We start from the raw sequence: 13191 nt of genomic DNA on the forward strand, positions 1-13191 counted from the left end.
GGTACCTCTCCAGGGTGATGTGATTGCCGACCGCGAGGTCATACCCGAGGACGGCGAACCCGAAGTCGTCTTATGTCTCGACGGAGCCCTGTGGTCACCGTCTTCCCGGCACGTTCACCGCGGAGGTGATGCGCACGTTCCTCGACCGCCTCGCGGAGCAGGCCGGTCGCAAGGGCCACATGATCGCTGACCGGCACCCGGTCCACCGCAGCAAGGCCGTCCGGGCCTGGCTCGAGAAGAACGCCCAGCGCGTCGAGCTGCATCTGATGCCCGGGTACAGCCCCGAACTCAACCCCGGCGAACTGCTGAACGCCGACCTGAAACACCACGTCCACGCCGCCCGCGCCACCACCGTCGACGACCTCGCCCGCGAAACCCTGCGCTTTCTGCGCCGCAGACAACACCAACCCCACATCGTCTGCGGCTACTCCAGAGCCCACCATGTCCGCTACACGATCGAGTAGGAAAGCCACCAGTTTCGACTCAAGATGGAGCTGCAGGGGGATAATTCGGTATGTAAGTCGTTGATTGGAGAACTGAATTTTCTCCAGAATTGGAGGAGTCAAGAAGTGTGCGGGAGTGCAGATAGCGCGAAGGGTAAGGCCGTAGGCGGGCTTACGTCGGAAGGATCCAGGCTCCAGGAATCCTCGGCTGTCGGCGGTATGATCCCCGTCGTCGACATCTCCGGCTGGGATACTGGAGGCGATGCAGGCCGTGCAGCTATCGCCGTCGTAGTTGACGACGCGGCGAGCGCTCTCGGCATTATGCAGATCATGGGGCATGGAATTCCGATGTCCGCAGTGCAAGCATTCACCGAAGCGCTCGATGCACTCTTCGCGCTGCCACTGGAGGAGAAGAGGAAGCTGCGCGCGTCACTCCCCGGCACCGGTCGCGGCTACATCCCGCAGCGTGCCGAGAAGCTCAGCCCCACAGCTGCGGCAGATCTTTTCGAGGCATTCGAGATCGGCTCGCAGGGGTCCGACTTCCCAGGGTTAGATCTTCCTCCAGCACACTACCCTCCTAACAACTGGCCACCGCTGTTGGGTTTCCGTGAGGTGGTCGAGAAATTGTATGCCCAATTAGGTGAGTTCACCCGACGGCTGACGGGGATCTTCTCGTATGCGCTGGGCGTAGAGGAAAGTTACTTCGTGCCGTTTACAGACCATCCGATCGCCACGCTGCGCATGAACCACTACCCTCATCCCGGCACGGACTCCGCCCTCGACCGGAACCAGATCGGGATGGGTGCACACACCGACTACGGAATCCTCACCGTACTGTGGGTCGACAACGTGCAAGGGTTGCAGGTCCTTACCTCCAGGGGCAGCTGGCTCGACGTACGGCCGGAACCCGGATGCCTGCTGGTCAACCTAGGCGACCTATTGGCTCGCTGGACCAATGACCGGTGGCGGTCCGCGCTGCATCGTGTTCTGCCGCCGACCGACGATGAAGGGAATGCCGTCCGCCGCCGCTCAGCCGCATATTTTCACGACGGCAACTGGGACGCAGAGATCCGCTGCCTGCCTAACTGCATCCCACCCGGCGCCACACCACGCTACCAGCCCATCACAATTGGCCAGTACATCACCGAGAGGCGCTCCGGTCGCATGTACTCGACGAGCTACTGATTCCCAATGGGGTTGTCAACCTGTTTCGGCGACTCTCCGTGAACCGCCCCGATTCGAATAGAGACTCGATTCCGTGAAAGGATTGAGTCATGGCACGACCCTCCCGTTACCCGCTTGAGCTGCGCCATCGTGCGGTTCGTATGGTCGCCGAAGTGTGCGACGACTACCCGAACGAGACGGCCGCCTTGCAGGTGGTCGCGGACAAGCTCGGCATCGGCTCCCGCGAGACTCTGCGGAACTGGGTGAAGCAGCAAGAGATCGACGCTGGGCAGCGTCCGGGGACGACGAAGGAGGAGTCCGCCCAGCTCAAGGCGTTGAAGAAGGAGAACGCCGAGTTGAAGCGGGCGAATGAGATCCTGAAGGCTGCGGCGAGTTTCTTCGCGGCCGAGCTCGACCGGCCACACACGCGCTCGTAGCGTTCATCGACGAGCACCGGGACCGCTTCGGCGGGGTCGAGCCGATCTGCAGGACGCTCACCGCACACGACTGCAAGATCGCCCCTTCCACGTACTACGCCCACAAGAAACACCTCGAAACTCCCTCCGCCCGTTCCATGCGCGACGAGGAGCTCAAGGAAAGGATCCAGGACGTCTACACGTCCAACTACTGTGTCTACGGCGCCCGGAAGATCTGGCGCGAACTGAACCGCCAGGGACATGCGGTGGCCCGCTGCACCGTCGAGCGCCTGATGCGCGAACTCGGCATCCAGGGCGCCGTGTGCGGCAGACGCGTCATCACCACGATCCCCGGCGGACAGGTCCAGCACGCCCCCGATCTGGTCGACCGCGACTTCGTAGCCGCCGCTCCGAACCGGTGCTGGGTGGCGGACTTCACCCACGTGAAGACCTGGAGGCCTATTCACGGGGGTTTCAACCATCGTTCTTGATCACGAGGACGGCCCTGCTCGGTAGCGTGACGTTTGAGAGAGCGTCAGTTAACTACCGTGGCAGGGCCGTTGAGCTGGAACATTACGACAGGACTGGACACCGAGCAACTTGACGGGCTGGTCGCACGAGTTCACCAAGAGCTCGTGCAGGATCCGGATCCGCCGGTGATGCCGGGGCGGATGTGGGCGCTGGGCCTGTACAAGTCGGTGGTGTTGGTGCTGTTCCTGCTGCGGCAGAACCCGGTGCAGGAGGTGGCCGCCGAGTTGTTCGGGATCTCCCAGGCCACCGTCTCCAGGAGGTGGACGGCCCTGCTGCCGATGGTGGAGAAGGTCCTGGCCACGCACGTTCCCGATCCCACCGAGGCCTCTGCCGGCCGGATCGTACTCGTGGATGGCACCTTGGTCACGACGTGGGACTGGTCCAGCGAGGGCACCACGATGTTCTCCGGCAAGCACCGCGACACCGGCTTCAACCTGCAGATCGCCGCCACTCTCGCCGGCGACCTGCTCGCGGTCTCCGCGCCGGTGCCCGGCAGCCGGCACGACATGCACGCCTGGCGCCAGTCCCACTTCCCCGAGGCATTCGCCGAACGCGAGGGCATAGGCGACCTGGGCTACGCCGGCTCCCGACTGTTCACCCCCAGGCGCAAGCCGCCCGGCCAGGAACGATCCGCCGGAGACAAGAGAGCCAACCGCTCCGTCAACACGCTCCGAGCCGCAGTCGAACGGGCCATCGCGCACCTGAAGAACTGGAAGATTCTCGCCACCCGCTACCGCGGCCCCCTCACCCGCTTCCCCGACATCGTCAAGACCGTCACCGCCCTCACCTTCTACACAAGAGGCTGGTGAGGCCTACGTGAATAACCCTCCTGGTCCGCGACCGTCTATGTCGCGTTCGTCGTGGACACCTTCTCCCGCCGGATCGTCGGCTGGTCCGCGGCCACCGTGAAGGAGACCGTCTTTGTCCTGGACGCCCTGGAGATGGCCATCTGGCAACGCGACCGCGACCAACAGGCCGTTCAGCCAGGAGAGTTGATCCATCACTCCGACGCCGGGTCGCAGGGCGGATTCAACTGGTCGTCGCAACACCTCTGTGAGCTGGAGGTTTGCGGATGGGTGTGGGGAATCGGCAGTGGGCGGCGCGGGAGTATCGCGGGCAGATGCCCTCGCCGGGCCGGCCGGGGGTCGCGTGGCGTGAGGACCGTGTTGGGTTCTGGCGGGCGATTGTGCGGGGGCTGAGCTCGGTGGACGCGGCGGTCGCGATCGGGGTCTCCCCGGCGGTGGGGCCGCGGTGGTTTCGTCATGCTGGCGGGGTGAATCCGTGCCTTGCCCTGACCGTGTCGGGCCGATACCTGTCGTTCGCCGAACGGGAGGAGGCCGCTGTGCTGCGTGCTCAGGACTTCGGCGTCCGTGCGATCGCGCGGCGTCTGGGGCGTTTGCCCTCGACGGTCTCGAGGGAGCTGCGGCGCAACGCCTCGACCCGGACCTACCACCTGGAGTACCGGGTCTCGCTGGCGCAGTGGCACGCCGAGCGGCGTGCGAAGCGGCCGAAGACGGCGAAGCTGGTGGCCAACGAGCGTCTGCGCGACTACGTGCAGGAACGACTGGCCGAGGCCGTCGCCCATGCCGTGGACGGTCAGATCGTCGAGGGACCGCAGGTGCCGCCGTGGAAGGGCCGGAACAAGCCGAGGCGGCAGGACCGCCTCTGGGCGACGGCGTGGAGCCCGGAGCAGATATCGCAGCGGCTCAAGGTGGACTTCCCCGATGATGAGTCCATGCGCATCTCCCCGGAAGCGATCTACCAGGCCCTCTACGTGCAAGGACGCGGTGCGCTCAAGCGCGAGTTGGTCGCCTGTCTGCGCACTGGGCGATCGCTGCGGGTCCCGCGGGAACGCTCCAGGCAGAGCGTCCGTGGGCACGTCACCGCCGATGCGCTGATCAGCGAGCGGCCCGCCGAGGCCGAGGACCGTGCGGTCCCAGGTCACTGGGAGGGCGACCTCATTATCGGCACCGGCCGGTCCGCGATCGGCACGCTGGTGGAGCGCAGCACCAGGTTCACGATGCTGCTGCACCTGCCCCGGATGGAGGGCTCCGGCACCGAACCACGTACCAAGAACGGGCCTGCGCTGGCCGGCCGCGGCGCCGAGGCCGTGAAGGACGCGATCACCGCCACCATCACCACGCTGCCCGAGCAACTGCGCAGGTCGCTGACCTGGGACCGCGGCACGGAACTGGCCCAGCACGCCCAACTACGCGTCGAATCCGGGCTCCAGGTATACTTCGCCGACCCGCACAGCCCCTGGCAGCGGGGCACCAACGAGAACACGAACGGTCTGCTGCGGCAGTACCTTCCCAAAGGTACGGACCTGTCGCGGTGGAACGCCGACGAGCTCCAGGCCGTCGCCTTCACCCTCAACGAGCATCTACCATCTCTCCAGGTAGCCGGTGTTGCGACGACCGATTGAGACCAAGCAGTACACATCGTTCAAGCTCGCCGAGCACCTGGACGCTGCCGGCATCGCGGCGAGTATTGGATCCGTCAGTGAACCTCTTTCATCCTGAGTAGTCGCAGGTCAGGAGCGTGTGAACGGCCTGGACGATGCGGCTGATGCGGTTGGTTGAGCATCGTGCCTGGCGGAGGGTCCGCCATTGCTTGAGTTGGGCGAAGGCGCGTTCGCCCGGTGCTCGGAGGCGGGCGTGGTCGCGGTTGAACAGTTGGTAGTGGTCGGGTTGTTCGCGGTGGTTCTTGTAGGGGGTGCGGACGGTTGCGCCGGCGCCTTGGTAGGCGCGGTCGGCCAGGACGAGGATCTGCCTGGTGAGGCAGGCCTGGACGATGCCGTGAGCCCGTGCCGCGGTCAGGTCGTGGGTGCGTCCGGGCAACGCGCGGGAGAACCACAGTGGAGTGCCGTCTGGGGACGCGATGACCTGCACGTTCATTCCGTGCCGCTTGTGTTTTTGGCTGTAGTACGGCTCGTCTGCGGCGATGCGGTCGGTGGGGATCAGTGTCCCGTCAACGACGACGAAGTCGCCCTCACCCAGGCCCACCAGGGCCTCGCGCAGGCCGGGTGCCCACGAGGCGAGGATCATCAAGGTCTCGTCCACGTACCGCCAAGCCGTCGCCTCCGATACCCCGAAACCGGCTCCGACCTGCGCGAACGTCTCGTTCTTCCGAAGGTGCGCCAACACCAGTAGGGCCTGCTTGAAGCAACCGAGCCGTCGCCAGGGCGAGTTCAGCTCCTGCCGGCGGGCATGGATCAGCCAGGAAACGTGCTCAACGAGTTCGTGCGGGACGTCGCGCATGGAAGAATACGGAACCAACAGGGCTCCTCGGACGCTGCGTGATGAGTGATGTCACCACAGCAACGACCAGGGGCCCTGTCTTGTCACTAACTCCCCTCTGACCAGGCATTTCACCCTCGCAGAGGCAGGATGAAAGAGGTTCAGTGACGCGTACGACAACGCCCTGATGGAGTCCACGATCGGCCTGTGCAAAACCGAATTGATCAAGCCCCAGCGGCCCTGGAGGACGCTCTCTCAGGTCGAGTTGGCCACCGCCGAGTGGGCCGACTGGTACAACCACCGAAGACTCCACGGTGAGGTAGGCCACGTCCCGCCCGTCGAATACGAAGCCAACTACTACACCGAACTCACGAAACCCCAGTTCACAACCACAGTCTGAGATCTCTATGGAACCCGGGGTGCCTCTGTGTCTTGTCAAGCCGCCTGGCCAGGGATGGACTTGGCTTCTCGTTCGTCGGCGATCATGACGCGCCACACGTGGTCGGCCAAGCGGCGTTTCAGGCAGCGCTTCGCTTCCTTCGGCGTCTTGCCCTCGGAGAGTTTGCGCTGGTAGTAGGCGTGTCCGGGTGATTTCGGCATCCGTATCTGCACGACTGCGATGGTGTGGAGGACAGAATTGAGCTGGCGGTCGCCGGAGCGGGAGAGCCGGTGGCGGGCCTTGTCCGCGCTGGCGATCTCCACTGGGGCGGCACCGGCGTAGTTCGCGAACGCCGCCGAGGTGGGGAATCGGTGTGCCCGTCGGGTGCGGCCGATCAGCCGGGCGGCTATGACTGGCCCGATGCCTGGGGTGTCCATCAGCGCGCTGCCCGGATGCCTCCACAAGGCTCTGCATCCGGGCAGCATTGTCCGTGAGCTGCTTGTCCAGTTCCGGTGTCGGGGAGGATCATGCTTCCAGCTTCGATGAACCAGTTCGAACCGCAGCTGGTCGAGACTCCGACCACCCTGGCGGCAGCCGCACCCTTGTAGCCCTCCCTCAGCAGTTCGAAGTACCGCTTCTTCACTGCCGACGGCATCTTGTTCGGGGCGTACTTCGGCATCCGAACGCTCTCCTTCCGGAGCGTTCGCAACCACCGATAGAACTCAAGCGCGGTCCAGGGGGCGGTTGGGCCATTCCGCCATGCCTTCCATCACCTTGTCGGTGATCGTGGAGATGGTCGCCTTGGACACGCTCGCGCCGTAGACCTCGGCCAGATGCGCGGAGATTTCCCCGTGCGTCAGGCCCTTCGCGGACAGCGACAACACCATTTCGTCCACCCCGGACAGGCGCCGCTACCGCTTCTTGACGATCTGCGGCTCGAACGAACCCGCCACGTCCCGGGGGACCTTGACCTCGACCGGGCCCACATCGGTGAGCACCGACTTCGCCCGGGTCCCGTTGCGGCTGTTGCCGCTGCCACGGCCCTCGGCGTCATGCTTCTCGTATCCGAGGTGATCGGCGATCTCGCCCTCCAGGGCGGACTCCAGCACCCGCTGGGTCAACTGCTGGAGCAGCCCACCCTCCCCGGTCAGCTGCAGGCCCTCCGACCGGGCCCGCTCCACGAGCACCGCGACCAACTGCTCGTCACTCGCCGCCGCGGCTTCCGCTGCCGGCTCGCTGCCCGGTATCTGCTCGATGGTCGTGTCGCTCATCTGGCGTCTCCTTGATCATCGGATCCGCCAATCATTGAACACTCCCACACTCGGGTCGGTGACGACATGGGCCACGGATCGATCAGGGCCGTGTGGGCGAGGCGATCTGTTGGATCGGGAGTGGGCTCGTCTTGAGCCGTGCTTGCCGCAGAACACGGAGCGTGGCGGGCGGCGCCGGCAGCAGCGCGGGGCAGCGCTCTGAGGGTGGTGGTGCCCCCTCTTCACCGGCTCAGGCGAACCTGGTCGTGCGACCGCGCATGGCCACATTGCCCAGGCCAGGCCCGGATTTTTCGGAGGATGTGACACTTCCGTCGGGTGGCTCGACAAGCGAGCGGCGGCGAAAGCAGTCAGCCTGGCCCAGGAGACGGCGAGGCCGGCGCGTCCGCTACACGAGCGCCCAGCACATCGGCCGGCTCCTCGGACACGCGGAGGACACCATGCGAATGAACCGCCCGTGCGGCGCAGCCGTCGCAACCATGGCGCTCGCCGTGGCCGGAGTCACCGTTCCGGCTACGGCGGCAGCCCCGGTCACCGGACCCGACGTCACCTTCCTCAAGACGATCCACCAGGGCAATCTTGCCGAGATCGCCACCGCCAAGGATGCCCAGGAGCACACCACCAGCGCATGTGTGAAACAAGCAGCGAACATGTTCGTACGCGACCACACCGAGTTCGATGCGCAGGTCATGGCGCTAGCCCGCAGTGAGAGCATCACCCTGCCCTCCACCGCGGCAGCTGCTCAGCAGAAACAGCTCACCAAGCTAAAGTCCCTGCACGGTAAACGAGTCTACAACCGGGTGTGGCTGCGGGACCAAGACACGAGCCACCGGCAGGCCCTTGCACTGATCGACAAGGAAGTGTCCTCCGGCAAGGACACCGAGATCCGCGCGATCGCCCAGGCCGCCCGGCCCACAGTGGCTAAGCACCTCCAGGCAGTCAGCGGCGGGATCTGCCCCCTGAACTTCCCCCGAGATGCGGAAGGAGTTGACGGAGGGGCATAGGGTCTCATGAGAGGCCCGACTTGTGACCATGGCTGCTCCCAGAAAATACCCGTTGGAGTTGCGTGAGCGTGCGGTGCGGATGTACCGCGACTCCGAACCGAAGCCCACCTGGTGGGCCGCGACTTCACCGCCGAGGCGCCCAACCGGTTGTGGGCCACCGGCCTATTAGGGCTTTGTTAGGTGTGTCAACTGGCCTGCACTGAGGGCTTGCCGGGAAACAAGCCGTCGCTTCCGGCTTCGAGGCTCGTTGTTGTGGTATGGGGAGACCGGAGGGGATCGAAGCCGCACTGACCGCGAAGTTCGAGACGCTGTTCCCGCATCTCGACGAGCGTCAACGGCGGCTGGCTATAGGAGCAGAAGCACGGTCACTGGGACACGGCGGGATCAAGCTCGTCGCCCGCGCGGCCGGGGTCCGGGAGGGCACCGTTTCGCGCGGCGTGAGAGAACTTGAGTCCGGCCAGGCACCGTTGGGACGTGTCCGTCGGGAGGGCGGCGGGCGCAAGCGCGCGGTCGATCTCGATCAGGGGCTGCGGCCCGCGCTGCTGGCCCTGGTCGAGCCGGACATGCGTGGGGATCCGATGTCGCCGCTGCGCTGGACGGTGAAGTCGACCCGGCACCTGGCGGCCGAGCTGACGCGGCAGGGCCATCGGGTCTCGGCGGACACGGTTGCCGTGCTGCTGCGGGAGGAGGGCTTCAGCCTCCAGGGCAACGCCAAGACCATCGAGGGCGCCCAGCACCCGGACCGGGACGCACAGTTCCGCTACATCAACGAGCAGGCCAAACAGTTCCAGGCAGCCGGAGATCCGGTGGTCAGCGTGGACACGAAGAAGAAAGAGTTGGTGGGCAACTACAAGAACGCCGGCCGCCAGTGGTGTCGTGAAGGCGATCCGGTCCGGGTCCGTACCCATGACTTTCCCGACGCCGACCTGGGCAAGGCGATCCCATACGGGATCTACGACCTGGCCGCGGATGCTGGCTGGGTCAGCGTCGGCACCGACCACGACACCGCCGCCTTCGCCGTCCAGACGTTGCGCCGCTGGTGGCACGCGGTGGGCCGCGCCGCGTACCCGCGCTCAGGCCGCCTGCTGATCACTGCGGACGCGGGCGGCTCCAACGGCTATCGCACCCGTGCCTGGAAGGCCGAACTCGCCGCGCTGGCCCTGGAGACGGGCCTGGAGATCGCCGTGTGTCACTATCCTCCAGGCACATCAAAATGGAACAAAGTGGAACACCGGCTGTTCTCCCACATCACCATGAACTGGCGAGGCAAGCCCCTGACCAGCCACGAAGTCATCGTGAACAGCATCGCGGCGACCACCACCCGCACCGGCCTGACCATCCGCTCCGAACTCGACACCGCCACCTATGAAACCGGTGTCCGCATCGGCGACCGGCAGATGGCAGCCTTGCCGCTGGACCGTCATGCCTGGCACGGCGACTGGAACTACAGTCTCCGACCCGAGCCGTATGCCCAGGTCAGTGATGTCCCGGACCCGTTCGATCAGCCCAGTCCCGACCTTGCCTGGCTGTGCCACCCGGCCCTGACCGGACTGCCGCCCGCCGAGTGGGATGCGCTGATCTCCACACTCACCGCCCTCCATGAGGAGCAGCGGGAAACGCACCTGGACAAGCGGCGTGGCCACCGACCCCGCATCAAGGGTGGCCCCCTGACAGGCCGTCGTCCCATCCTCACCCTCGCCGACCGCCTACTGGCCGCCCTCCTCCACTACCGGCACGGGCTCCCGCAGGTCACCGTCGCCCGCCTCTTCACCGTCACACCCGAAACCATCAACCGGCGCATCCGCGACATCCGCCAGCTCCTCGACACCGCCGGATACACCGTTCATCCCGCCGACACCCGTCTCGCCGCCCTCGAAGACCTCCAGGCTTTCGCAGCGGCGGCAGGCATCACCTGCCCATCAGAGATCAAGACGGCGAGTTATTGATCGGCAAGCCCTGAGGGCTCTGTGATGTCCTGTCAGGTGTGACTCCTGAGGAGATGGAAGAGGTCCGTCCGCGCCTGGAGGCGTTTGCGGCGGAGATGCTCGGCTCGCTGCCGCGTTGTGATCAGCGGGCCAAGGGCGAGTTGTACCTGCGTGGGCTGATGCTGGACGGCAAACGCAAGTCGATGCAGCCGATGGCCGAGCGTCTGGGAGTGGACCATCAGCAACTCCAGCAGTTCGTCTCCTCCTCCACCTGGGACTGGACCGTGGTCCGTCAGCGGCTGGCGCAGTGGGCGGCTGCGCATGTCGCACCACAGGCGTACGCCATCGACGATGTGGGCTTTCCCAAGGACGGCTACGACTCTCCGGGGGTGGCGCGGATGTACTGCGGCGCGCTGGGCAAGCAAGGCAACTGCCAGATTGCCGTCAGCGTCAACCTGGTGTCCGACCACGCCTCCTCGGCCGTCGACTGGCGCCTGTTCGTGCCCGAGAGCTGGGACGACACCACGACCGAGGACGACAGGCTGCTGGCCGAGGCCATCCGACGCCGACGCGCCAAGGCAGGGATCCCGGACTGTGAGCGGCACCGGGAGAAGTGGCGCCTGGCCTTGGAGATGCTGGATGAGGTGCGAGGGGACTGGGAACTTCCCGACTTGCCGGTGGTAGCCGATGCCGGGTATGGGGACGCCACCGGCTTTCGCGAGGGCCTGACCGAGCGCGGCCTGACCTACGCGGTGGCGGTCAAGGGCACCACCACCGCCTATCCGGGCCAGGCGGTCCCCGTCCGCCCTCCCTACAGCGGCCGGGGCCGACCACCCGTGCCGGCCTACCCGATCCCGCACACCACCTTGCGGCAACTCGCCCTGGATACGGGCAGGTCCGCGGCGCGGACTGTCACCTGGCGCCAGGGCAGCAAGACCACAAAACGCAACCCCAAAGTCGCGATGCGCTCCCGGTTCCTGGCCCTGCGGGTCCGTCCGGCCAACCGCACCATCCGCCGCGCCACCGACGGCTCCCTACCCGAATGCTGGCTGCTGGCCGAATGGCCATCCGGCTCTGCCGAACCCACCAACTACTGGCTGTCCACCCTGCCCGCCGACACCCCACTACGCGAACTGGTCCGCACCGCCAAGATCCGCTGGCGCATCGAGCACGACTACCGCGAACTCAAGGACGGCCTGGGACTGGACCACTTCGAAGGCCGCAACTACCCCGGATGGCACCGCCACGTCACCCTCACCGCCCTCGCCCAGGCATTCTGCACCCTGCTCAGGCTCGACCCAAAAGCCCCTGCGCCGGCCTGACCCTCTACGCCGCCCTCCGCGCGTTACAGACACTCCTGGCCACCTGGACCGGCGCCTGCCGCATATGCGGCCAACCAGCCCCCACACCCGAACCCCACCACAGAACCTAACAAAGCCCTAATAGCCCCTCACCCGCTGGTTCCTCCGCGAGGCATACGGCCAGTGATCCGCATCGCCCGTACCCTGGCCGCACCGGCATCAAGCTGCCGCCCGGTGGGTCGGCAGCATATGGCGGGTGCTGAAGACTGGAGGCCACATCTCATGCAGATCGCTCAGCGTCCCACTCTCACCGAAGAGATCGTAGACGCATACCGCTCCCGGTTCGTCATCGAGCCGCTGGAGCCAGGCTTCGGCTACACCCTCGGCAACTCCCTGCGCCGCACCCTCCTCTCCTCGATCCCCGGCGCCGCCGTCACCAGCATCCGGATCGACGGCGTGCTGCACGAGTTCACCACCGTGCCCGGCATGAAACAGGACGTCCCTGACCTCATCCTCAACATCAAGCAGCTTGTCGTCTCCTGCGAGCACGACGAGCCGGTCGTGATGTACCTGCGCAAGCATGGCCCCGGCCTGGTCACCGCCGCCGACATCGCTCCGCCAACTGGCGTCGAGGTGCACAACCTCGATCTCGTCCTGGCCACCCTGAACGCCAAGGGCAAGCTGGAGATGGAGCTGACCGTCGAGCGTGGCCGTGGCTACGTCTCCGCCGTCCAGAACAAGCAGCAGGGCCAGGAGATTGGCCGGATCCCGGTCGACTCAATCTACTCGCCGGTGCTCAAGGCCACGTACAAGGTTGAGGCGACCCGTGTCGAGCAGCGCACCGACTTCGACAAGCTGATCGTCGACGTCGAGACCAAGCAGGCGATGCGTCCGCGCGACACCATGGCCTCGGCGGGCAGCACGCTGGTCGAGCTGTTCGACTTGGCCCACGAGCTGAACGTCGACGCCGAAGGCATCGAGGTGGGCCTGTCGCCGACGGACGTCGCGCTGGCGGCCGACCTGGCGGCCCCGATCGAGGAGTTGGAGCTCACCGTCCGGTCCTACAACTGCCTCAAGCGCGAGGGCATCCACTCCGTGGGTCAGCTGGTGGCGCGCAGTGAGGCGGACCTGCTCGACGTCCGCAACTTCGGTGCGAAGTCGATCGACGAGGTCAAGGCGAAGCTGGCCGATATGGGTCTAGCGTTCAAGGACAGCCCGCCCGGATTCGATCCGACTGCCGCGGCTGCAGCCTTCGGCGCAGGCGACGACACGGGCTTCGCCGAGATCGAGCAGTACTGAACCGCACCGACGGCATCGTCACACGGCTCCTTCTCGCAACAGCCGTGATCAGCGTCTACACGCCGCGGGACGACGGCTGCCTGAACGACCGCGACGCCATCCGCCGCCTCGCCACGTGAGCCCGGGGGAGAACTGGGAATCCTTTCTGCCCATCGCTGAGCAGATCGGCGGTGCCACGTTCCAGCCGCCGGCCGACGCCGCACGCTCAGGGCAAACAGCGGG

Annotated in this window: 11 protein-coding genes and 5 pseudogenes; 12 read left to right on the forward strand and 4 right to left on the reverse strand. The window is 66.0% G+C overall.

The genetic code is table 11. The features are described 5' to 3' along the window. The first annotated feature begins 23 nt into the window (after window positions 1–23). The 7 genes and pseudogenes from SNOUR_RS41235 (at window position 24) to SNOUR_RS41260 (ending at window position 4979) form a co-directional block, all read left to right on the forward strand. Window positions 24–464: a transposase gene (locus tag SNOUR_RS41235; protein WP_312631485.1), complete on the forward strand. Its 441-nt coding sequence runs from the start codon at window positions 24–26 to the stop codon at window positions 462–464. A 198-nt stretch (window positions 465–662) separates the two neighbouring features. Beyond that, window positions 663–1628 (forward strand): isopenicillin N synthase family dioxygenase, encoded by a 966-nt coding sequence (locus SNOUR_RS41240; RefSeq protein WP_067343004.1) that lies wholly within the window; start codon window positions 663–665, stop codon window positions 1626–1628. Between the two features lie 89 nt (window positions 1629–1717). Continuing rightward, window positions 1718–2044, forward strand: a complete 327-nt coding sequence (locus tag SNOUR_RS41245) for a transposase (protein ID WP_067343002.1) — start codon at window positions 1718–1720, stop codon at window positions 2042–2044. 137 nt (window positions 2045–2181) lie between these two features. Next, window positions 2182–2514, forward strand: coding sequence for an IS3 family transposase (locus SNOUR_RS41250; protein WP_079141943.1), 333 nt, complete (start codon window positions 2182–2184; stop codon window positions 2512–2514). A gap of 69 nt (window positions 2515–2583) precedes the next feature. Continuing rightward, window positions 2584–3363: a transposase family protein gene (locus tag SNOUR_RS41255; RefSeq protein ID WP_159425735.1), complete on the forward strand. Its 780-nt coding sequence runs from the start codon at window positions 2584–2586 to the stop codon at window positions 3361–3363. Between the two features lie 39 nt (window positions 3364–3402). Then, a pseudogene (locus tag SNOUR_RS49015) lies at window positions 3403–3567 on the forward strand (IS3-like element ISPfr13 family transposase); the annotation flags it as partial. A gap of 59 nt (window positions 3568–3626) precedes the next feature. Then, on the forward strand, window positions 3627–4979 hold the full coding sequence (locus SNOUR_RS41260) for an IS30 family transposase (RefSeq protein WP_067342999.1): 1353 nt from the start codon (window positions 3627–3629) through the stop codon (window positions 4977–4979). An 88-nt stretch (window positions 4980–5067) separates the two neighbouring features. On the opposite strand, the pseudogene SNOUR_RS41265 reads toward SNOUR_RS41260, so the two are convergent. Then, window positions 5068–5872 (reverse strand): annotated as a pseudogene (locus tag SNOUR_RS41265) (transposase family protein). 90 nt (window positions 5873–5962) lie between these two features. Here SNOUR_RS41265 and SNOUR_RS41270 point away from each other — a divergent pair. Further along, a pseudogene (locus tag SNOUR_RS41270) lies at window positions 5963–6193 on the forward strand (integrase core domain-containing protein); the annotation flags it as partial. A 35-nt stretch (window positions 6194–6228) separates the two neighbouring features. Here the strand turns inward: SNOUR_RS41270 and SNOUR_RS41275 are convergent. The 3 genes and pseudogenes from SNOUR_RS41275 to SNOUR_RS41280 form a co-directional block, all read right to left on the reverse strand. Further along, entirely contained in the window at window positions 6229–6609 is a 381-nt protein-coding gene (locus SNOUR_RS41275) for a transposase (protein ID WP_312631479.1), read from the reverse strand. Between the two features lie 71 nt (window positions 6610–6680). Next, window positions 6681–6851: pseudogene (locus SNOUR_RS45020) on the reverse strand (IS30 family transposase); the annotation flags it as partial. Window positions 6852–6903: 52 nt separating this feature from the next. Next, window positions 6904–7443, reverse strand: a pseudogene (locus tag SNOUR_RS41280) (transposase); the annotation flags it as partial. A gap of 437 nt (window positions 7444–7880) precedes the next feature. Between SNOUR_RS41280 and SNOUR_RS41285 the strand changes: the two are divergent. The 4 genes from SNOUR_RS41285 to SNOUR_RS41300 all read left to right on the forward strand — a co-directional run bounded on the left by SNOUR_RS41285 (window position 7881) and on the right by SNOUR_RS41300 (window position 12969). Continuing rightward, window positions 7881–8444, forward strand: coding sequence for a DUF4142 domain-containing protein (locus SNOUR_RS41285; RefSeq protein ID WP_159425733.1), 564 nt, complete (start codon window positions 7881–7883; stop codon window positions 8442–8444). Window positions 8445–8701: 257 nt separating this feature from the next. Next, entirely contained in the window at window positions 8702–10390 is a 1689-nt protein-coding gene (locus tag SNOUR_RS41290) for an ISAzo13 family transposase (RefSeq protein ID WP_067342866.1), read from the forward strand. Window positions 10391–10428: 38 nt separating this feature from the next. Further along, on the forward strand, window positions 10429–11691 hold the full coding sequence (locus SNOUR_RS41295) for an IS701 family transposase (protein ID WP_376738482.1): 1263 nt from the start codon (window positions 10429–10431) through the stop codon (window positions 11689–11691). Between the two features lie 261 nt (window positions 11692–11952). Beyond that, the gene (locus SNOUR_RS41300) at window positions 11953–12969 is read left to right on the forward strand and encodes a DNA-directed RNA polymerase subunit alpha (RefSeq protein WP_067342990.1); all 1017 of its coding nucleotides are present in this window, start codon (window positions 11953–11955) and stop codon (window positions 12967–12969) included. Window positions 12970–13191 lie beyond the last annotated feature (222 nt).

The organism is Streptomyces noursei ATCC 11455, from assembly GCF_001704275.1.
In the GTDB taxonomy this organism is placed as follows: Bacteria; Actinomycetota; Actinomycetes; order Streptomycetales; family Streptomycetaceae; genus Streptomyces; species Streptomyces noursei.